This is a genomic window from Mycoplasma sp. 394, assembly GCF_054353895.1.
The window spans coordinates 1-23,446 of the sequence record NZ_JBTHHL010000001.1; the positions used below are offsets into that span (position 1 = coordinate 1).

Here is a 23,446-nt window from a genome sequence, read left to right on the forward strand (position 1 = left end):
TGAATATTTATACATCATATCTCCCAAAAGCTCTTGTTCTCAAGCGTGAGTAAATTCTTTGAATCGTAAAGAAGGAACAAGAATGTTCTTTGACATTATTTGTTCCCTAGAATTTTAATTAATTCTGAAATACCTTGCATATCTGATTCTTCACCTTTAAGATCAGAAAGAAGTTCAATAAGTTCATTTTCTTTTTGAGCAATTTGGTTATTAATATCACTTAAAGTATCAAAATATTTATCTGAAAGTGTTTCTAGTTTAGAAATTAAGTTATTGATAATTACATTATGTTTTTCAAAAATGATGTCTTCAAAATTATTATTTCATTGTATTTTAATAAGTTCTAAAAATTGTTCTTCACTAATATTTTGTAGGAAGTTAGCAACTGCAGAGAAAAGTTGTTGTTGTCGTTCTTTAAGTTGTTTATTTATTGAAACTTTTTGGTTATTTAAATCATCTGCTTTAAATAATTTATATTCAAATGATTCTTCATCTTGATTTTTATCTGCTTTTTTAAGGTATTTAGAAATTTCTGGGAATTTAAAATCACCAGTTTTACCAAATAATGAATCGTTTTTATCTTCTTCATCAATAGTTTCTAAAATTGAAGAAATTTGTGAATCTAAATTAGAAATTTCTTCATTTAGATCTTTTATTTTGTTATTTAAGTCGACAAAATAATTTTCACTAATAACATCGATATTAATCAAATGACTTTCTAATTTTGAAATCTTTTCATTCTTAGTTGTTTCAATCTCAGTAGTTTCTTCAATTAAGACTTTAAAATCAGCATCAACATATTCATTGATTATATCAATAGTAGGTTTGATATTTTTATGTACATAATCTAGTAAGATTTGGAATAATTCATATTTGTCTAATAATGGAATATCATTAAGTTTTTCAAATACATAATTTGAAATAGCATAATCTAAATCAATATCTTTGATTTTTTTGATGTTATCTACTGATGTAGCAAATGAATTTGTAAGATCTTTAAAATCAGTAACAATTTGCTTAAAGTGTGCTTGGTAATTTTTAACATCTAAATTATCTTTGGTGGCTTCAGAAATCTTTTCCTTAGGTATTAAGTTATAATATGCATCATTTACTTTGGTAGTTAATTGATTAAAGAGAGAATCAAAAGTATTTCAATAATCATTTAGTTGTTTTAATTCTGTTAATGGAATTCCACCAAACATTGAAGCATATAAATCGTAGGTATCTTCTTTTTCAAAGTTATCTATATATCTTGAGATATTTAAATTAAAGTCATTATCCTTGATTTCTTGTAAAGAAACAACCCTTGAAAAGTTAGCAATATCTGTTTTGGCTTTATATGCATCGGTAATCTTTTTAATATGTGAGCTTTCAAGTTTGTTATTTTTACCATCTTTGATAAATAATTTGGATGCATCGATGAATTGGATGTTTGAATCTGATTTGTTTTTCTTTAAAATCATTATGATGGTAGCAATACCGGTTCCAAAAAAGATGTTAGCAGGTAACCCTATAATAGTTTCAATTTTTTGATTTTCAATTAATTTTCTGCGGATTTCTTTTTCACTACCCCCTCTAAATAATACTCCATGAGGTAATACGATAGCCATAACCCCATTGGAAGCAAGGTGATAAAGTTCGTGTAATAAGAAGGCATAATCTGCTTTAGATTTAGGTGCTAAACCGTATTCATTATAACGAGGATCGTTTTCTTTTCCTTCTGGGCGCCAGTGTTGTGAGTAAGGCGGATTTGATACAACTGCATCTACAGAAATAATATTCCCACCATTTTCAATAATAGGTCAATCTTCTTCGAGTGTATCACCGTTACGAACATTAATATCAGCTGAATTAATGTTCTTCATTATTAAATTCATCCGAGTTAGGTTAAAAGTCGCTTTGGTAATTTCCTGAGCATAATATGTTACAGAATTTTCATCTTTACCATACTTTTTAAATGCTTCTCCGATGTTTAAAAGCAGCGAACCAGATCCAGATGTAGGATCATATATACTAATTCTGTCGCGATCTTTAAAGTTATATGAAATTATATCTGACATTAAAATTGAAACTTCATGTGGTGTATAAAACTCCCCCCCCTTCTTTCCGGCAGTTGAAGCGAATTTACCGATTAAAAACTCATATACATAACCTAAAACATCATAGTTTTGTTTTGTTACCGGGATTTCATTCATTTGTTCCATTAACTTTTTAGCATTTTTGGTTTGTTCTTGTTTGTTACTTCCAAGATTATTTAAATCCTCAGGTGTTGTAATGATAATATCTCTAAATAGATTTTGATATTTATAATCTTGATAAATATTTTTGTTAAATCTATTGAAAGCATCTTCCATATTATTGATGCTAAAGTCGATTTGTTGACCATATTTATTTGTGGTTCATACTTGATATAAGTCGTTATAAAAAATAAAGTAACCTAAATATCTTTTAATTTCATCAATTTGTGTTTCGATTTCATCAGTTTCCTTTTTAGGTAATCCTAATAAGTTATAATTTGACTGTAATTTTGAGATTTCTTCAATTGATAAACCCAAATCATTTAACATATAATCAATTTGTTTTTGTGAAAGGAAACTGTAAAATAAAAATGATAAGATAAAGTCCTTGTATTTATATGCTTCAAGGTTTTTTCTTAATTCATTTGCTGCATTTCATATTTTATTTGCTAGTTCTTGTTTGCTTAAAGTTTTAAAATATTTATTTGACATTTTGCTCCTTAATTTCTGATATTAATATAATTATATAGAATAATGACTAAAGACCTTATTATTTCTGGGTTTTTTTAATCATTTTATAGTTTATTTGACTTTGGGCAAATTATGCAGTTTAATCAGTTGATTTTTTTGCATGATTAGTTTTTGAATTAAAATGCTGTGAAACATTTTAGATTTTGTTTAAAAATAAACCTGTTCAATGCACAGAACAGGTTTACATTTTAGCGAGCATTTTCATTATTCTATCCACTTCTTCTCATTGTCCTATGTCTTTAAGTCATTGATCTGTTGGATAATCTCTTAAGTATTTTGCTCTTTTTTTAATATCTTCTATAGTAAGTTTACCTTTATTTATAATCATAAATCTCTCCATTTAAAATTTATATATATTTTACATTAATTTACATTAATTTTCAGAATTATTCTTAATTTTATTTATTTTGTAATAATCTCGGTATTATTTGAAATTACAATGTTCTTCTTTATTCAATTACGTATTTCTGTTTTTGTCCTTTCTTATCTTTCTTTTACTGGTAAATTTTCATATTTCAATCGTATTTCTTCAATGCACTTTTTCAAATAATCTGCATCAGTTAAATCTGTTATACTGTTATTTAGATTCTTATAATCATTTATAACATCTTTATAATTTCTGTTTTGAAGTTTATATACGAAGCAATAAACTACTCTTTCATTTTTTAATTTATAGATATTAATTTTCTTTGATGTGCTTAATTTGAAGTAAAAACCACAAAAACGGACTAAGTTTATCAAAAAGAAATATGCAATTCTTTTGTTACCGTTAATAAGTTTGTGACATTCTAATAATGAAATAAATAATTTAGAAAAAAAGTCAAATATATCATTTATACCATATTCACAATGACGTAGTAAGTAATAAATATGTGTATCATCTGCATTAATATATTTAAAATCTTCTACTTCTTCAGATCAATTATTTTGAAGAAGTTCGAAAGTATTGATAACCGTCTCGGTTATTAATTGATGAAGTAACTCAAAATCATTCGTATCAGAGAAGTCAATTTTATTATAAGATATTGAGCATTTATTTACTTTTGCTTTATATTTTTTTCTAAAATAATATTCATCATTTAATTTAAACACAGATGAACTTAGGTATTTATCTAAAAATTTATCAAAATTTTCTTCTTCTTTTTTAGTTATATAAATTTCTAATTCATTCATAACTTTATTATACATTTTTTAACTAACTGTTTTTTACTTATTTAGTTCTTTTTTTGGTATTCTTTGAGTTATAACAATTTATTATATCAATTATTTTATTTCCTTTAAAAATCAAGGTATTGCATACTTATCAGGATTAATAGAATTTAATCTAAATATCTGTGAAGCAAATGAATGTGTGTTAGGTAGAGCAAGTGGATTTTGCCTATTTCAGTTAATACCCATATAATTAAGATTATATGCATCCAAATATTGATGACGTGTAAAATCAAAACCACCTCCAGCATTTAACAATCCCATCATAATATCACCTGCTAAGTAGTTTCCAGCACCGGAGTGTCCTGATTCGGAAAGTAAAGGCAAGAAATTAGTTTGCATTGCTACATCGAATTGGTTAGTATCTGTTGAACGTGTGATGCGATGCATTAAATAACCAAATTCCTTTTGTCCAGGTCATCCCATCATCGCTGTATCAAATTGCATATCATATGGAGCAGTGGTATATTGTCATTTAAAATCAAATTTTGCACTCGGTATTTTGAATCATTTTTCAAAGAAAATCACTTTATCAATTTGTCCTAATCTGCGAGCTTGCTGAATAATAGGATTGATATCCAAAATCATAATTGATTCATCGAAGAAATCACCAGGTTTTTGTTTTCCATCATTTTGGATCTGATTTACACCTGATCAAATAAAATCTATTGGTTGACTACCTACTGAGTAATTTGGAGTATTTCTTGAGTATCGATACCCAACAGTAACATTTGAGTAGTTATCAAATTGTCCAGAACGGTATCCGTTTTGTCAACCTGGAACAGGTTGTCATATTGGAATAATCAAATATGGTGAGTTAATTCGTCTTGGTAAGTTTTCACCACTGAATTCAGCAAAATTATTTACTCTTTCAACATGTCAGTTGGTGGCAAAGTAAAATCTACCATCATTAGGATCATCGTTAACTTTTGCTAACATTGATGCACTTCCGATATGTTTAGCACCGTTTGCTGTATATAAAAATGATCTAAAAATTGTATTATTAATAAGAGGATCATTAATATATTTTTTGGTTCTAATGTAATCAAAATTCATTTTGTATCCATCGTGAAGCTTATATACTACATTGATGTTGGGATTGTATGTATCTGTATCAAATAGATATTGCGGTTTAGTATATATAACTAATGGGGTAGAGTATGAAGAAAGCTCGGTATTAGTATAATCAAATTCATTTGTTATTTGTCCAAAGTCTTCCGATGCTGAATCAGATGTATATTTGATTTTAACTCTTGCTCCATAGTTATTTATAATAAATGGTTGTTTCGGATTAAAATTACTGTTCTCATCAAATTTTATATCTCTGTTTTGATCGACTACAATATCTGTATTATTATCAGTTCAAATTTGATAAATAACACCTTGTTTTGCATCTCAATGCACTTGAACATTAATTTTTACTGTATATTCAGAATGATTAAAATCATATCTAAAATTTAATCGTTTTGCATCGATTAATTTATTTAAATCAAAATTTATATCAAAACCACTTATAGAAGTATTTTTGGCCAAAATACCACCATATATATGAGTTAAAACTTGATTATTTTTATTCTGAGGGTTCAATAAGGTTTTTTCTAGATATTTACGTTTTAAGATTCAGCCTGCAATTTTGGAGTTAGCATCATAGTTTCAAATCGCATCCTGTCAATATGGCTCAATTACTCTTGTTCTTTCTATTTGGTTTGGTTGATGATAAATTTCTTGTAATTTATCAGAACCAAAAGTTAATTTATCAAGCGATTCAACATCCGATGTATTTTTAAATCCTGTTATTTTATATCATACATTTGCTGTAACTAGTTGATTATCGATATTGGTATAACCTAGTTTTATATATGCAGTATCATTTTTATATCCTCCGATAGCAACAATTTTATATTGATTTTCTGGGAAAAGATAATTATTATATAAAAAGTTATGATCATCTATGTTTGATGTAACTTTTATATATTCATTTAGTTGATCAAGATGATTAGCAAAGTATTTTGCTGAATTTTTAGCTATTTCTTTCTGGTTTATTTGTAAGTTGCTATGTTGGATGTTGTTTAAAATAATATTTGGATAATGAACTTGTTTATAATCGTTAACAAGATTAATAAGATGATATTCTTTAAAATTAGAATATCTTTTATTTGAATCAAATTTATTGATGAATCCGAGCTTAAATTTCAAACCACGTTTTCCTTCTAATTTGAAATCGTAAAAGTAGATAAAGTAGTTTAATATTAATGTTTTTCGTTGCTCATTATCAAGTGGATTGACAGGATTATCAGTTGGATTTATATTAGTTTGATAAGGAACATAAAGTTGATCATCTAAGTTAGTTGCTTTGTTATCTACCCCATTTGAAATATTGATGAAATAATTAGCTTTTTTGAAAACATTTGCAGCAATAAAATCCTTAGCATCAAAAAGATTAAATTTCGGACCATTGGTATGTTTTCCATCATTTTTACGAATGCTAAAATTAGTTTCATTTAACTTATCAATTATTGCTTGATGGTTAGCATCAATTGAAGTGTATCCTGTAAAATCTGAATCTGTCATATTATTACCTGATTTGGGTAGAATATCTTCAAAATCAAGCAATTTGAAATAAGGAAATTCCCTTTCTCAATTTTTTAGTTGTTCGTTTGATACATTTGCTTCGACACCATCGATACTATAAGAAAATTGTAATAATGCTTCACCTTTTCGTAGGTTTTTAACCTTTGAACTTTTTACTATCATTTGGTATCTACCGAATTTTGGTAAATCATATGATTCGTCAAATGCTTTTTTAGCTTCTGATGCTAAATACTGAGAGTGTCCTCAATTTCTTCCGTCTTTTATTTTAAGCAAGTTATAAAAAGTTACATTTCCATCTTTTTTGTTTAATAAATCCAGCATAGCCTGTAAATTTATTGCATCAGAATTACTTGGATTTTGAGAAAAAAGAATTGTAGAATCAGTTGATAATTCTGAAGTTTTGATAATTTGTCTATCAAAAAGTACATCAAATTTAAAATATAACTTAGAATTTTCGTATTTTATAAATTGACTAATATCAAATTTAAAGAATTTGCCAACACCACTTGTTTTCGGTTTAAAATACTTTTTTTTATCTTGCAATGATAAGTTTTGTCATTGTTGAAGTGTAAGTTTTTTAAGATTGAAATAATCAACTTGGTAGAATTGATCTAAATTATTTAAAGTAATTTCATTAATAATCGGGTTCACATCTTTGCTAAATGTTATTTCTTTATCAATGGTTGTAAAGAAACTTGGATCATTTTTTAAGAATGCTTTTAAATGAATAATCAAAGTATTCTTGTCATTGTTTTTAAGTTCAAAACTTACTGGTTGATAATCTAAAAACTCTGTGTTAAAGTTATTCAAATAAAATTTTGCATTATTTTTATTTATGGATGCTGAATATAGGTAATTATTTAATTCATATCTTTTTGCATCATCAGAAAGTTCTATATGATCGTTTCCTTGTGCTTGTGTATTTAATTTAGAATCAAAGTCATTTTGATTAAAAACACCTGCTGTCCTTAAAGTTTGATCAATTAGTTGTTTAAATTTATTGAGGGTATTAATAGATTCTTGTATATTTGTATAGTCAAAATCCTGAAATTTATCTGTTATAAAATTATAAATTTTATTAGCATTTAAAGTAATATCTGAGTGTAAAAAATCCCATAAAGCATTGGTATCTATTTGTTTTTTATCTCGTTTATTCTTATATGCTTGATATGCATCTTTTGCACTATTAAATGATGTTATAAAATTTCATAAATTATTTTTATAATTATCATAAGAAGTTGCATCTGATAAAAAATATATTTTAGTAGCATTATAGTTATAAAAACTCTGTGGTGCTTGAATTTTTGATATTTGTGTTAGTAATGCCTTTTTATCATCTTCTATGTTTTTATCATTTTGTTTTATTTTATTCCGTACTTTTGTGAATTGATTCAGTGTTATCACTTGTGATAACTCATTTAATAATTCATCTCTTTGAAAATCATCAATATACTTATCATTTGTAATTTTTTCTTTTAATTCTTTTATTCTGTCTTTTAATTCACTTGGAATCAAATCTTTATCTGTTATATATTTTTTTAATTTATCAGTTTGAGCATCTAAATCATTGTCTAATTTTTCAAATTCATTGTATCCAGGTATAGACATTATGAACAAATCGATGTCATCGTTGATTTTTTGTAACAAAGTGTTTTGTGAATTTTTAAAATATTGATCTTGCATGGTTTTTATAAAATTAATTTTATCATTAAGGGTTTTTGCTTCAGTTAAAAATTCATTATTTGGATCATATCTAAATTTTATGTAGAATGTGTATCTATTGTTATAAAAGAATTCAAAAACACTAGAATTAATTACTTCATCTGAATCATTCAATGCATTAACCTTATGAAGGTAGGATTTATATGAATTTTCTTGTAAACTGAAAAACTCCACTTTTCCTGTTTGTAATTTACGGATACTTTTGATTTTTTCCAATAAATTATCAGTTGTTTTTAGATCAAAAAAGTTATCAAATTCACCTTGATTTAAATAATTATTTAGAGATGTTATTTCACTTTCAAGTTCGTTATCAAAAGGATATATAGCATTTGCAGCATTTTCATATGTTTGTGTAATTATTTGATTGTATAATTGAGTTATATATCGTAGATTATCATAAAAATTATGGTTTATTGAATTTAAATGTGGTACATAATTATTTTTGTTTAACAAAAATAATTTAAGTTTATCGAAAATTGGATTAACTTGATTCAACATTGATGAATTATTTTCAAAAATATCCTTAATATTACTTCTATATTCAGGACCTTTATCATCTAAAACTATATTTTGGATGTTATTAATTTTTTGTTTTAACTGATTCAAAAATAAATCAATATCACTAAAACCATTATTTAAAAATGATTTGGTTTCTGTCAATAGCGATGCTCATTCTTCGTAATTTTGTTTATTAGAATCGAATTCATTTAATTGTAAGACAAGGTTATTTAGTAATTTAGATTTTGACACAACTTCTTCATCACTAAGATCTTGATTGATTAGTCAATTCCTAACATTTGACATTAATTTATTATATGAATTGCTTTTAATGTTATTAAGATTTATGTTGATAAAATTTTGTATTTGTAAATCTTTGTTAGGTTGTTCAGGGGTTGTATCATCTGTTGTATTCGGGTCCTCAGGATCATTTGGGGTGTTAGTTTTTAAACTTTCTTTAAATTGTCCACAAGAAACAGTGGTTAATGTTACAGTTGAAAGTAACATGGTAGTGAATCATTTTTTGAATTTCATATACTCCTTTTTTAAATTTTCAAATGTGTGTATTAATATTTTATAAAATTTAATCTAAAATCTATGTAAAAAGTAGATTTTTTTAAGATTTTCATGATTACATAAGCATCAATATAATGTCTTGATATGAAAAATGAAAAAGTTTTTATAATGAAAAATAAACCTCATAAAGGTTTATTTTTCAAGGGAAATTTGAACATCAATTTCTTTAGAAATTTGATCATAAACTTGTGAATCATCTAATTTATTAACTTTTGCTCAATTGATAATAGGATGTGTTATAAATTTAATATTTAACTTATCCTTGTCAAAATCTAGAGTTGTCTTTTGATAATCAATTTCAAGTTTATTTTTATTTATATTAAGCAGCGAATTAATGAAATTAGTTTTCTTGGTTAAATCATCTTTGTCTGCTTCGTATTTTTGCTTTATATCTTCTGAAGTTTTAGCGTTTTTATAGATATCAGAATCTTTGTTAAGGGATGGAGTTAAATACATCAGTTGATCAATATCAGTAAGTTGTATTTGTTTAAAACCTTTAATTTGATAAAGTGTTCTATATGTTTTTGGATCTTTATTTTTAGCATTTGGGATAAAGGTAATTTGTAAATATAAAATTCCATCCTTGTCATTTGCAAAGGAATAAAAATTTAAGTTATAACCTTCACTTTCACTGTTTGATTCTCTTTTGCCATCACTGGTATTTTTGATGTCTAAAAAAACATTTAATGGAACATTTGAATGGTTTAATGCATAAAAATCTAATGTATTAAGTTGTTTTTGATCTAAAGTTGTTTTAGGTAGTAATTGATCTGATCAGTAATTGTTATCTATCACAGTTGTTCCTGTGCGATACAAAGGATTTGTAGCATATTTGCTTGCTAATTCAGATGACATTTTCTTTTCTAGTTCTTTACCTGGTTTAAATCCAAAATCTCAACTTGCATAATTTTTATATTTAACATTATTGCTAATTGTTGCATCTTTAATAACATCAGATGATGATGTATCCTTATTTTTATTTAAACTTGCAACTGTAATACCTGCTACAAAAGCAGTGGTTGAAGCAACACCTAAACAAGTAAGAAGTAGAATCATAACTTTTTTCATTAAACCTCCAATGTTTCATTAATACTTAATAATAAATTATCAATCCCATAATTATTTTCTGAAGAAACAATGTAATATTTATTAAAATTATATTGCTGCATTTCACTTTTGATGTTCTTTAATAACTTACTTTTTCCCTTTTGATTCAGCTTATCTGCTTTGGTATATACAGGTATAAAAGGTAAGTTAATTGAATATAAAAATTCTACCACATTTTTATCATTTTGTGTCATAGAGTGACGACTGTCGATTAATAAATATACACATCTTAAATTTTTACGATTAATTAAATAATCTTCAATCATTTGCATCATTTGCATTTGTTGAGTTTTTGAAACTTTTGCATAACCATAACCAGGTAAATCTACAAATACTGCACCTTTATTATTTTCAAAGAAGTTAAGTAGTTGTGTTCGACCTGGTGTTTTAGAAACCCTTGCTAATTTTTTATTATTAACTAGTGCATTAATTAAACTACTTTTACCAACATTAGAGCGTCCTCAGAATGCGATTTCATAATTTGAATGCTCATATCAGTTGCTTTTATTAGTAGCCGATTTGATAAATTTAAACATTTTTTGCTCTTTCTAATGCAGATGAGTATTGTAGGTAGTCTTCATCAGGGATAATTAATATGGTTTCTAATTGAGAATTAAGCAGTTTGTTTCCAGAAGCTAAATCAATTTCGTATGCATAATCAGTTTGATTACGTGCTGAGCGAACCAAGTATTTAACATTAAGTTTTTTTGCAAATTCAGCAGTAAGCATATTTTGATTTTCTAAAACCTTGACATTATCAAGAAATTTAGTTTTTTCTTTCAAAATAGCAGTATTAGTTTTAAAATCGTTACTAGGTTTATCTGGGTTTTGACTTACTACAACATAAATATGGTCAAATAGATCTGCTGCTTTACGAATTATATCCAAATGTCCCTTGTGTATAGGGTTAAAAGATCCAGCATACAATGCTGAATTAATTTTTATAGATTGCTTTGGCATTACGTGCAATCACCAATTCTTCGTTTGTTCTAATTACATAAACTTTAACTTCTGAATCAGGTGTAGAAATTAATTGATAATCACTGATTGGACCTTCATTTAATGTTTTATCTAACTTAATCTTCTTAAAGAAAAGTCTATCAACTATATCTTGTCGAGTTGCTGCTGAGTTTTCACCAACTCCTGCTGTAAATACTAGTGCATCAAGGTGATAACCAATCTTATTTGCATAAATAGCAGTGTAATCCGCAATTTTTTGAGCATATAAATCAAGAGCAAATCTTGCTTGTGGATTTGAATCTGCTGCATTACGAACATCGCGCATATCAGATGAAACACCTGATACACCTAATAAACCACTTTTTTTGTTCAATAAATCAGTGAATGCATTAATATCCATTTGAGTTTGCTTAAGGACAAATTGGTGAATAGATGGATCGATATCACCACTACGAGTTCCCATCATAATTCCTGCTAATGGAGTAAGTCCCATTGAAGTATCAATTGATTTCGAATCTTTAACTGCAGCTAAACTTGCTCCATTTCCAAGGTGTAAATTAACAAAAGAAACAGTGTTTTGTCCTAGAATTTCAGCAAGTTTTTCAGTAATAAATTGATGGGAAATACCATGCATACCATATTTTTTGATATTAAATTTGCTTGCTAAATCATGCGGTATAGCATATGTATAATTAACTTTTTCAATACTTTGGTGAAATGCTGTATCAAAATCTGCACTTAATTTAGCATCTGGAAAAACTTTCTTAAAACCTTGCATCGCTTGCACAGCACCTGGATTATGTAATGGTGCATAAATTGCACATTCTGAAATTAAATCAATTTCTTTTTGTGTAATTTTGGTTGTAGAAGCAAAATAATCTCCACCATGTACTACTCTAAATCCGATAAATTCAATTTCTGCTTTATCTTCAATTAATTTGATTTGTTGCATTAATTTATATACTTCTTCAACTGCAACTTCATGATTTGGCATCACAACATCTATTTCGTGTTTTTGTCCATTAAATTTGATGGTTATATTACCTTTAGGTAAGGTGATTCGTTCAGCAAGCCCACTCGCGATTAACTTTAAAGTATCCTTATCAAAAAGGCTTAGTTTAATTGAACTACTACCTGCATTAATAACTAAAATCTTTTTCATTATATCTCCTAATTATTTTATATTTTACCAAAAATATTGGTAATAATCATTATTATTTAAATTAATAATTGCTATATAAGCGTTTAAAATTCTTCTGATTTTTATAAAAATATGCCTGAATCATTTGTCCATATGTAAAACCAAGCATTACAAAACTCCCTAATGCAATTTCAAAAACCTTTGTGATTTGAGTCTTCAAACTCTGTATATCAGCATTATTGGCCATTTGCATAATTTTACCAATGCCTATAAAAAGTTGTTGAAACTGTTGATTGATATCATCTGAAATTTGTCTCGGTTTTATAAATGGATTTACATCATAAGCATAAGCAAGGTTGATTAAAAAGTGTAATAAGTCCGCAAATTCTTCAGTAACATTTCTTAAATTAACATTTTTGTTAATTTTCCAATATTTGAAACTTTGTACTTCGTTTACAAATTCACCTGCTTCAATCATTAAAGCTAAGGTTTTTTGGGTTAAAACATCTGATTTAGTGAGTTCAGGATGGTTAAGTTGCTGCTTTTGCTCTATTTTTTGATCCAGTTTCTTTTGTAATTGAAATAATAATGATAAATCCATGAATATATTTTAATACAATTTTTATTTTTGTTTATTAATCATTTTTTTGTTTCTCATATTATTTTCATAATTAAAATGATTTAATATTTGTTTTAAATTTATTTTCAAAATATTAAAAGATTTTTTATATAATAAATATATATAAAAAGGAGAGAAAATGATTGTTTATCCATTACAAGAAAAAATTAATAATGCAAAGATGCTAACATCTGATGAAGAAAATATTAAATTACGAATTACTGAAGCAATATTAAAAAATAAAGAAAAAGATTTTGCAAAGCAATATAATGATTCAGATGTAGAAGACATCTTAGAAGGTCTTTTTAAGATAGCTAAACAAAAACAGACAAACCCGTTAAAAACTGTACGTGAAATTATAGAATCTAAAAGATATACAAATAATGAAAGATCAATTGATTGAGTAAATTTACAAGGGTTTTATAATAGAACTTATAATATTTCGAATGAATATAAAAATAAATTTATTATTAATAGTTATATAAGCGAATATCAATGAAAGAGTCTATATTCATCATTTCGTTCATATGTTTATAATGTTATTTCATATAGAAATTTTATGCAAAATATTATAAGCAAGGTTGCTACATTTATTTCAGAAAATTTAAATAGAGCTTCCGATTCATTTGATGCATTTATAGAAGCTTCCGATAGTTTGCCATCGCAATTAGCTGCACCAGTAAAATTCGCTTATGCATTGTCACAGGTGATAAAAGAAATTTCACAAATAAAAATACCTAGCGAAAGTGTAAAAGCATATGCAGAAGTCATTGATCAAATGTTTCAAAAAAGAGTATCAATGAATTTAATTTCTGATGTATTAATGAAATTGTATAATAAATCATCTGAGGTTCACTGAATTTATAAAATTTCAATTTCTTATTGAATATATCATAATGAAGCATATAGATTATCTGTGTTAGCAAATAGATATTGAAGTGAAGCAGAAACTAAATGAATAAATTCATAGCATCCTCTAATAAAAATACAATACTTTATAAATTTAAGATAAGGTATGATGTACACTCTTATATGTTTTATTATATAATTTTGATAATCTTATCGCTTTTATATATAGCATCATTAGTTAATGTTGGATTATTTATATATTTAGATATTTTTTATGGTGCTGGCTGAGTTATGTTAGGAATTTCGATAATTTTTCTATATTTATTAGCAAGATTTTTATCTAAATTTTTATTTATTTATATGTATAGACATAATCTAAGGCTGTATGCTTCTTATGCATTGCAAGTGTATATGATTCTTAGATTAAAATTTGGGACTTTTAAAAAATTATTAATTGATGAAAAACAAAAAATAATTTTAAAAGTTGCAAGAATACTAAATAAATATGGTTTGGTTTCTGATGAAGTTTCGGGATTACAAATATTAAATATACAAATAAATAAAAATAATTTAATTTTTTATAAAACAGATTCAAAAGTCAATGATATTAACATAAATGATGTATTAAAACCAAAAATAATTTATCAACTAAATCAAAATGAAATTAAAATAACTATAAATAAAGAGATATTATTTAAAAACTATATTCAGAAGAAAAATGTTTATAGAATATCATGTGAATTTTATTTAATGGATAGCATCTTTAATATGATAAAAAATATTAATAATAAAGATTTTAATTATTATCTTAATATAATGCAACAGATTGATAAAACTTGATTTATAACAACTAATGCAAAGTTAGTTTCTATTTACTTAGATGTAATACTAAAAAATTTAATAGAAGGCAATTTTGAGCATATTACATATGATTATAAGCAATTGAATTTCTATAAAGAAGCATTCAAAGAAGTAAAAATAAATTTATCTGATGAAGAAGTTGTTACATGGGATTTATGAAGTATTCTTTATTATTTGCATAATGATATAAATGTAAAGGCTATGTTAAAGATTGTAAGAGAAAATAGTTATTCGGATATAAAGGATACACAAGAAATAAACCTAAATAATTTTTTCTTACAGATCAAAGATGAAGAAATATTAAAGAAGATAAAACAAATACAATTTAGTCGTAAAAAATATCTAACTAAAATAGACACATAACTTATTTATCAATAAAAAAGACACTATAACAAACATGTTATAGTGTTGAATTTTATTCAAATGTTTCGTATTCAAATTCTCCAAAATCATTGTCATGCACTGATTCGAATTGATCTTCATAAGATGATTCGGTTAATTCATCGAAGTCTACATGAATGTTATCTAAAGTATCGTTATCAATAGGAGCATTCGGATCATATTTTGATTTAAAATAGGTTCTAGGATTTCGGATATCATATTTTCCTTTTAGTTCAAAATTACTGTTTGTTCCAGCAGGAATTTTATGTCCTAAAATGATGTTTTCCTTTAAACCTTCAAGTTTATCAACACGGTTTCCAACAGCAGAGTTAACTAATATCTTAGCAGTTTCTTGGTAAGAAGCAGCTGACAACCACGAATCTGAAAGTAATGGTACTTGTTTTGCTCCACGGATTTTCACTTCACCATAAGCAGGTTTTAACCCTGCAGCAAGTAGTTTTCCGTTTTCTTTTTGATATACAAATGTATCAATTAATGCACCATTAAAGAATTTTGAATCCCCAGGATCAGTAATCATAATTTTTGATAATAATTGACGGATGATAATTTCAATATATTTATCAGCAATTGTAATTCCTTGAAGACGATAAAGTCTTTGAGTTTCTTTAAGTAAGTAGTTTTGCACCGCACGAGGTCCAGCAACTTCTAAAAGATCTTTTAAGATAATAGGGCCTTCGAAAATCTTTTGTCCAGGAACAACATTATCACCTTTTTTAACACGCAATTTTTGAGAAAGTTTTCCGTTATATTGTGTTTCAATAATTTCACCATTATGTGCAGTTGAACGAACTGTTACAATATAAATATCTGTTTTTTGTCCTGTATCACGGTTTTTAGCTTGTTCGATTTTAACAACCTTACCAAAAACTTTTGAAATAATAGCAGGTTTTCCTCACGGAAAATCATAAGCATCGATAAGCTCGATGAGACGACCAAATCCTCCGGTAATATCTTCAACCCCAGCAACCCCACCAGTATGGAATGTACGCATTGTAAGTTGTGTCCCGGGTTCCCCGATTGATTGAGCTGCAACAACCCCGACCGCTTCACCAGTACTTACGACACGATTGGTTGCTAAGTCTTTTCCATAACAGTGTTTACATACTCCATTACGTGTATGACATGATAATACAGAACGGATATCTACTTTCTCTAATTTTAATTCCTTGGTAATTTTATCTGCGATATCAGGAGTTATTAAGATGTTTGCCTCAACTGCAATATTTCCGTTTTTATCAAGAATCGCAGAGTTGGTATATCTACCTTCAATCCGATCCCATAATGATTCAATAACTGTATCAGTTTTGGTATCTTTAATAGCCTTAACCTCAAAACCAAAATCAGATCCACAATCTTCTTCACGAACAACTATTCCTTGCCCGACATCTACTAATCTACGTGTTAAATATCCAGACTTAGCAGTATTTAAAGCAGTATCGGTAAGTCCTTTACGCGCCCCGTGAGTTGATGAGTAAAATTCATATGCGCTAAGTCCATCAAGGAAAGAAGATTTAACAGGGATTTCAATTGTAGAACGAACCACACGATCATTTTCAGCATCAGCCTTTAAAATTTTGGTGTTGTTGCTCATTAAACCACGCATACCAGCAAGCTGAGTAAAGTTTGATGCATTACCACGGGCTCCTGATGTCATCATCATAAATAATGGGTTTTCAATATCTGATTGTGTAACTTTTTTAAGTTCTTTTTCAATTTCTTCTTTAACCTTTGATCAATGCTGAATTGTTAAATTGTAGCGTTCATCATCAGTTAAGTATCCATCTTCGTAGAATTGACGCAGTTTTGCAGTATGTTCATCTCCTTCTACTATTTTTTCCTTGGTTGATTCTAATGTCTTAACATCGTTCATCGAAATAGTTGTTCCAGAAATGGTAGAATATTGAAAACCTAAGTCCTTAATTTTATCTAAAATTGTAGCGACATAATTTGTATATTTGAATCAAACATTTTCTAAAACTTTTGTATATTCATCGATTGTTCAACTTACTAATGAGTTATCAATTCCTTTTAGATGATTGTTATAATTAATTTTTTCAAACTCTTCAACTAAAAATGTGTTAATTAATTTAGCATGTTCTAATGGAATATAATCACCATTATAATCACGCAATGCTTCACAATCATTTAATCTAAAAGTGTAGTTTGAATAAGTTGTAGCATCAATTATGTTAGCGACATCTTCTTTGGTTACTACATACACATATTTTTCGTAAATTTTACGAATTATCTTTGCAATATCTTTTTTAGCTAATCCACGGGTAACTTCAAGATGTTTAATTACATCCCGAAAGTTTTCACCATAATTTAGTGTATAACGATCTAAAGCATTTTCAGAAGTATGAATTACTTCTTTTTCGATTACAATTTCTTTACCATCAGAATCTTGTTTATATGTTTTTTCGCTGTATTTACCAAAAACAAATTCAAATTCATCTGGGAAAGCTTGATTTAAAATAAATTTACCAACTGATGAAATAATATAAGGTTTATTGGTCTGTTCTGATATGAATTTTTTATTTAATGCAGCAATAGGTAAAACAATTCGAGCATGTAAATCTAGATAATCTCTTTCATAAGCTAGCATCATTTCATCGAATGAACCATAATAATTTCCTTCACCTTTAACACCTGCTTTTTCAATAGTTAAATAGTAAAGTCCTAAAATCATATCTTGTGACGGGTTAATAATTGGTTCACCATCTTTAGGACCTAAAATATTTTTTGAAGCAAGCATTAATTCTTTTGCTTCAAGAACGGCTTGATCACTAACTGGGATGTGTACTGCCATTTGATCCCCGTCGAAGTCGGCATTAAATGCTGTTGTTACTAACGGATGCAATTTGATTGCTTTTCCACGAATTAATACAGGATAAAATGCTTGGATTGAAAGACGGTGTAAGGTAGGAGCACGGTTTAATAGTACCGGTCTATCTTCAATTGCGCGTTCTACATATGGTCAAATTCTTGGATCAAGACCTTCGATGAGTTTTTTAGCTGTTTTAACACTTGTAACCCCATCTTCATTAGAAATAAGTTCGCGAACAATTCAAGGTTCAAATAATTTAGCCGCCATATCACGAGGAATACCGACTTCATACATTTTAAGTTTAGGACCACCGACAATAACACTACGTCCTGAATAATCAACACGTTTTCCGAGTAAGTTTTGACGGAAGCGCCCTTTCTTACCTGTTAAAGCATCTGAAATAGATTTAAGTGGTTGTCCATCTTTTGAAGAAACCGGAGCTGGTTTTTTTCTACCATTGTCAATTAAAGCATCAACTGCTTCTTGAATCATCCGATATTCATTTTGCTTGATTAACATTGGAGCATCTTGTTCGATTCATTTCTTTAAACGGGTGTTACGAATAATGATGCGACGATAGAGTTCGTTAATATCACTTGTTGAGTGTCTTCCACCATCTAATTGTACCAATGGTCTAAGATCAGCAGGAATAACTGGTAAGTTATAAATTAACATATCGGTAGGTTTTTGTCCAGAGCGAATAAATGAAGTTATAATAGTAAGACGTTTGTATAATTTGGTTCGTTCTTGGATTTTTGAAGCAGAATTATTTACTCCGTTTTCTTCAATTTCTAAGTTTATTGCATCAATATCAGCTTGAACTGCTGCTCTTTCTGCTTCTAAATCAATATGTTTAAGTAGGTATTCAATAGCATTTGAACCTGTTCCAATTTTAGCATCGGTAAATTCTTCAATAACTTCATTGTAAGAATAAAAGTCAATTCCAAATGATTTTCCATCTTCAGATTGTGCATATTCAAGCAGTTCATCTAATGTTTGTTGAATTTCTTCGATAGCATCTGGATCATCGTATTCTAATGTTAACATTTCACGAAGAACTTCAAGATAAAATTCAGGTGCTTCGTTAATATTTACAATAGTATTCTTTTTAAGTGATTTTAAATTACCTGTTTCTAAAACAATATGAGATTTATAATAAATAAGTTTTTCTAAATCAGCCTTTGTTACCGGTTTATTACTATCGTGAACTCTAAGACCTAAAAGTTTTGAAATAATAGAGTGATCAATTTTGAAAAATCAAAAGTGTACAACAGGGTTTTCAAGTTTGATATGTCCCATTCTACTACGACGTGAAATTTTGGGTAAAATCACTGGTTTATATTTTTCACATTGTGGATTTTTAGTACAGATTTGATTTTCATCAGTTTTTTTGTATTTAGTACCACACACAGGACATTTATAATCAGTTACTGGACCAAAGATTAATTCATCAAAAAGTCCATCTTTTTCTGGTTTATATGTTTTATAGTTAATGGTTTCAGGTTTAGTTACCTCGCCATAAGATCATTTTTCAACATCTGCTTTTGTAGCAAGTGAAAGGGTAATTCTGTTGATGGGTGATTTTTTATCAAAAGTATTATTCATCATCACCTCCTGTTTCAAATTGAATCATATCAAATTCGGTTATTTGGTCGCTTTCATCGATTGTGTCAGAAAGTTCTAATTTCATTCCTAAACCTTTAAGTTCGTGACTTAAAACATTAAATGATTCAGGTGTTCCTGGAGTTGGTAGTTGTTTTCCGGAAACTAATGCAGAATAAAGGGCATTACGTCCTAAAATATCATCGGATTTATAAGTTAATATCTCTTGTAAAACATTGGTTGCACCATATGATTCAAGTGCTCATGTTTCCATTTCACCAAATCTTTGACCACCATTTTGTGATTTTCCTCCAAGAGGTTGTTGAGTAATTAGTGAATATGGACCGACAGAACGAGCATGCATTTTATCATCCACCATATGGTTAAGTTTAAGCATATACATTACACCCACAGAAATAGGTTTATCGAACCTACGTCCTGTAATGGGATCAATTACAATTTGTTTACCTGTTTTATCTAATCCTGCTTCTTCTAATGCGGCCTCAATATCTTGTTTTTTTACTCCATCAAAAGACGGGGAAACAAATTTGGTGTTCAATTTACGAGCAGCCATTCCAAGATGAAGTTCTAAGATTTGTCCAATGTTCATCCGTGATGGTACCCCTTGTGGATTAAGCATAATATCAAGTGGTGTTCCATCTTCTAAATATGGCATATCTTCTTCTGGTAAAACAATTGAAATAACACCTTTGTTTCCATGGCGACCTGCCATTTTATCACCAACTTTAATCTTACGTTTTTGTGCAATTGAAACTTTAACAATTTTCTCTACACCTTCTTCTAAAACATCATTATTTTCTTTTGAAAGAACTTCAACATGGATAACAGTTCCTCCATGACCATTTTTTACTTTCAAGGATGTATCTTTAATTCCGGTTGAACGACTTCCTAAAATAGCTTGAAGTAACTTTTCTTCTTGTGAAGGGTTTTCTTCACCTTTTGGAGATGTGCGACCCACTAAAACATCACCGGGTAACACTTCGGAACCTACTTTTACAATACCTGTTTCATCAAGATGACGAATCGAATGCTTAGAAACTTGTGGGATATTAGCTGTTAATATATCGTTTCCAGCACGAGAACTACGGAATTGGATAATTTGTTCTTCAACATGAATAGATGTATAAACATCATCTTTAACCAGTCTTTCGTTAATAATAACAGCATCTTCAAAGTTGTATCCGTTTCAAGTGGTAAAACCAACTAAAACATTCTTACCTAGTGCTAATTCACCGTCCTTAAAAGAAGAACCATCAGTTAATAAATCTCCAGCTTTAACTTGTTGTCCTTTACGAACTAGTGGTTTTTGCTGAATAACTGTTCCTTGGTTACTTCTTTCAAAATTACGCAGTGAATATTTATCAGTTACACCACTTTCGCTACGCTTTACAAAGATTTTTGAACTATCAACATATGTAACAGTTCCTGAGTTTTTTGCAATAAGGTTATAAGAAGAGTATTTAGCAATATCTGCTTCAATTCCAGTTGCAATTAAAGGTGCTTCAGCTTCTATTAATGGAACTGCTTGACGTTGCATATTCGATCCCATCAGTGCACGGTTAGCATCATCATTTTCTAAGAATGGTATACCTGCAGCAGCAACGGAAACCATTTGTTTTGATGACACTTCCAAAAAATCAACATCTTTTGGGGTTCCAACAATATAGTTGTAATCACGTCTTATAGTTAGTGTAGGAGTAATAATTTTGTTGTTATCATCAATTTGTACTGATGATTGGGCAAATGAATATCCGATTTCTTGGGCAGCTGTTAAATAACGAACATCGTTATAATCAACAACGCCATTATTAACTTTATAATAAGGGGTTTTTAAGAATCCAAGTTCATCAACTTGTGCAAATGTTGCATAGTTTAAAATCAAACCGATATTAAGTCCTTCAGGTGTTTCGATCGGACAAATTCTTCCATAGTGAGTTGAATGAACATCCCGAACTTCAAATTGAGCTGTATCACGACTAAGACCACCAGGACCTAATGATGTAACACGGCGTTTGTTAGAAACTTCTGCTAATGGGTTAATTTGATCCATAAATTGTGAAAGTTTTGAAGAGTTAAAAAAGGTTTTCATCTGATTGGTTATGAGTTTATTATTAGTTACGTTTTTTGCAGTAACTTTTTCGGCTTCCTTTGAACCAATACGTTCGCGAGTAGTTTTTTCAAGTTTTGCTAAAGCAATCATCAATTGTGCTTCCAATAATTCACCAACAGAAACAATTCTTTTGTTAATCAATGAATCCGGGTCATCATCTTGACCTACTCCAACAGTAAGATTGAAATAGTAACTAATAGCAGCAACAATATCGGAAATTAATAAGTGTGTTTCGATTGATTTAGGATCATTACCAATTATAATAATAGGTTGCTCCGGCTTAGTTTCCATTCATTTTTTAGACGGATATACTTTGACTTTAATAATTTTAGTTCGTTTTCTTAATTCTGGATTATTGTATCCGTGATGGTTTTCGTAATGATGTGAATTTGTTTCACTAGCAGGACGATAAACTTTATGATAAACATGTTCTGGAACGATGTCTTCTAACTTCTCTGATGGTAGAACACGTGTATTAAATCATCCTTGGATTTCTCGTGCTTTTTTATAATCAATAAATGAACCTTTGCTTAATAAGATTTCACCGTTTTTTGTTTTTAAATCTTCAGCAAGGTATGTTTTAGTAATACGGTCTACTAAAGAAAGTTTTTTATTAAGCATGTAACGACCCGTTACAGAAAGGTTGTATCTTTTTTTATCAAACAACATACTTGGAAGCAATGATTTTTTTGCTTCTGCTGTTTCGCGATCTCCTTTACGAATGGTTTTGAAGATTTCCTCTTGTGAAAAATCAATAATTTCTTGTTGATTATATTCTTCATTACCAAGAATTTTATCCTTTTTCAAGGTTTCAACTAGCAATTCATTCTTACCAAAAAGTTTATACAGCATTTTTGGAGTAAATCCAAAAGAACCAAGCAAGGTACCTAATGCAATACTTTTATTCTTATCGACTTTAACTTTTACAACATCCAGATTCGATGAAGTAACCTTGTGCGAAACTTCAAATCATGAACCGATTCTTGGCAAAATTTCAAGTTTGTTAAACAAGTCATCTGATTGCTTGTTACGTACACCTAATCCGAAATAAGCACCAGGTGATCGGATAAGTTGGCTCACAATAACTTTTTCAGAACCGTTAATAATAAAACTACCACCAGAAGTTATATATGGAATTTCTCCTAATAAGACTCTTTCTTGTTTTACAACTCCGGTTTTTACATTTTCTACATTTAAATTAACATAAACTTTTGCACTAAAGTTCATACCTTTAGCTTTACATTTGTTGATTTCATCACCTTCACTAGTGATTTTTTTATATGGTAATTCAACATCAAAACTAGATTTTAAGCACTCAAGTCTAATTTGTCCAGTTGTAATAGGATAAATTTCCATTAATGCATTTTGAATACCATTCTTCATAAATTCTGCAAAAGATTCTTTGCTTGTTTGAAGAATATCAAAAAGAGGTAGAGATTGTTTGGTGATAGAATAATCTCTACGTTCAGTTTTTGGACCAAATTTACGAATTCGATATTTTTTTTGTTCCATTTTAACCCTTTCGAAAATTGCAATTTTCTTTTTTATGAATTTCATTTTTGTGGTATTATCATAAAAACAT

The 23,446-nt window shown here is 28.3% G+C and carries 13 protein-coding genes; 2 read left to right on the forward strand and 11 right to left on the reverse strand.

Annotated features, from left to right (window positions below; translation table 4 throughout):
* Positions 1–95: 95 nt before the first annotated feature.
* The 9 genes from ACXYRQ_RS00005 to ACXYRQ_RS00045 form a co-directional block, all read right to left on the reverse strand.
* Entirely contained in the window at positions 96–2,729 is a 2,634-nt protein-coding gene (locus ACXYRQ_RS00005) for a type I restriction-modification system subunit M (RefSeq protein WP_458614305.1), read from the reverse strand.
* A 220-nt stretch (positions 2,730–2,949) separates the two neighbouring features.
* On the reverse strand, positions 2,950–3,108 hold the full coding sequence (locus tag ACXYRQ_RS00010; RefSeq protein WP_435130333.1) for a hypothetical protein: 159 nt from the start codon (positions 3,106–3,108) through the stop codon (positions 2,950–2,952).
* Between the two features lie 143 nt (positions 3,109–3,251).
* The gene (locus ACXYRQ_RS00015; protein WP_458614306.1) at positions 3,252–3,941 is read right to left on the reverse strand and encodes a hypothetical protein; all 690 of its coding nucleotides are present in this window, start codon (positions 3,939–3,941) and stop codon (positions 3,252–3,254) included.
* Positions 3,942–4,031: 90 nt separating this feature from the next.
* Positions 4,032–9,323, reverse strand: coding sequence for an MGA_1079 family surface serine endopeptidase (locus ACXYRQ_RS00020; protein ID WP_458614408.1), 5,292 nt, complete (start codon positions 9,321–9,323; stop codon positions 4,032–4,034).
* A 174-nt stretch (positions 9,324–9,497) separates the two neighbouring features.
* Positions 9,498–10,433 (reverse strand): MAG1430 family protein, encoded by a 936-nt coding sequence (locus ACXYRQ_RS00025; RefSeq protein WP_458614308.1) that lies wholly within the window; start codon positions 10,431–10,433, stop codon positions 9,498–9,500.
* The gene (gene yihA, locus ACXYRQ_RS00030) at positions 10,433–11,008 is read right to left on the reverse strand and encodes a ribosome biogenesis GTP-binding protein YihA/YsxC (RefSeq protein ID WP_458597283.1); all 576 of its coding nucleotides are present in this window, start codon (positions 11,006–11,008) and stop codon (positions 10,433–10,435) included. The genes ACXYRQ_RS00025 and yihA overlap by 1 nt, the downstream gene beginning before the upstream one ends.
* The gene (coaD, locus tag ACXYRQ_RS00035) at positions 11,001–11,432 is read right to left on the reverse strand and encodes a pantetheine-phosphate adenylyltransferase (protein ID WP_458597284.1); all 432 of its coding nucleotides are present in this window, start codon (positions 11,430–11,432) and stop codon (positions 11,001–11,003) included. The genes yihA and coaD overlap by 8 nt, the downstream gene beginning before the upstream one ends.
* Positions 11,407–12,594, reverse strand: coding sequence for an acetate/propionate family kinase (locus ACXYRQ_RS00040; protein WP_458614309.1), 1,188 nt, complete (start codon positions 12,592–12,594; stop codon positions 11,407–11,409). Before ACXYRQ_RS00040 ends, coaD begins: the two co-directional genes overlap by 26 nt.
* Positions 12,595–12,655: 61 nt before the next feature.
* Positions 12,656–13,174 carry a dUTP diphosphatase gene (locus tag ACXYRQ_RS00045; RefSeq protein WP_435130350.1) on the reverse strand — a complete coding sequence of 173 codons (519 nt, stop codon included), beginning with the start codon at positions 13,172–13,174 and terminating at the stop codon, positions 12,656–12,658.
* A 157-nt stretch (positions 13,175–13,331) separates the two neighbouring features.
* Between ACXYRQ_RS00045 and ACXYRQ_RS00050 the strand changes: the two genes are divergently transcribed.
* Together ACXYRQ_RS00050 and ACXYRQ_RS00055 are read left to right on the forward strand one after the other, a co-directional pair.
* Positions 13,332–14,162 (forward strand): hypothetical protein, encoded by an 831-nt coding sequence (locus tag ACXYRQ_RS00050; protein ID WP_458614310.1) that lies wholly within the window; start codon positions 13,332–13,334, stop codon positions 14,160–14,162.
* 62 nt (positions 14,163–14,224) lie between these two features.
* On the forward strand, positions 14,225–15,265 hold the full coding sequence (locus tag ACXYRQ_RS00055) for a hypothetical protein (RefSeq protein ID WP_458614409.1): 1,041 nt from the start codon (positions 14,225–14,227) through the stop codon (positions 15,263–15,265).
* A gap of 52 nt (positions 15,266–15,317) precedes the next feature.
* Here the strand turns inward: ACXYRQ_RS00055 and ACXYRQ_RS00060 are convergent, their stop codons facing one another.
* Positions 15,318–19,739, reverse strand: coding sequence for a DNA-directed RNA polymerase subunit beta' (locus ACXYRQ_RS00060; RefSeq protein WP_458597288.1), 4,422 nt, complete (start codon positions 19,737–19,739; stop codon positions 15,318–15,320).
* Positions 19,729–23,376, reverse strand: coding sequence for a DNA-directed RNA polymerase subunit beta (gene rpoB / locus ACXYRQ_RS00065; RefSeq protein ID WP_458614410.1), 3,648 nt, complete (start codon positions 23,374–23,376; stop codon positions 19,729–19,731). The genes ACXYRQ_RS00060 and rpoB overlap by 11 nt, the downstream gene beginning before the upstream one ends.
* Positions 23,377–23,446 lie beyond the last annotated feature (70 nt).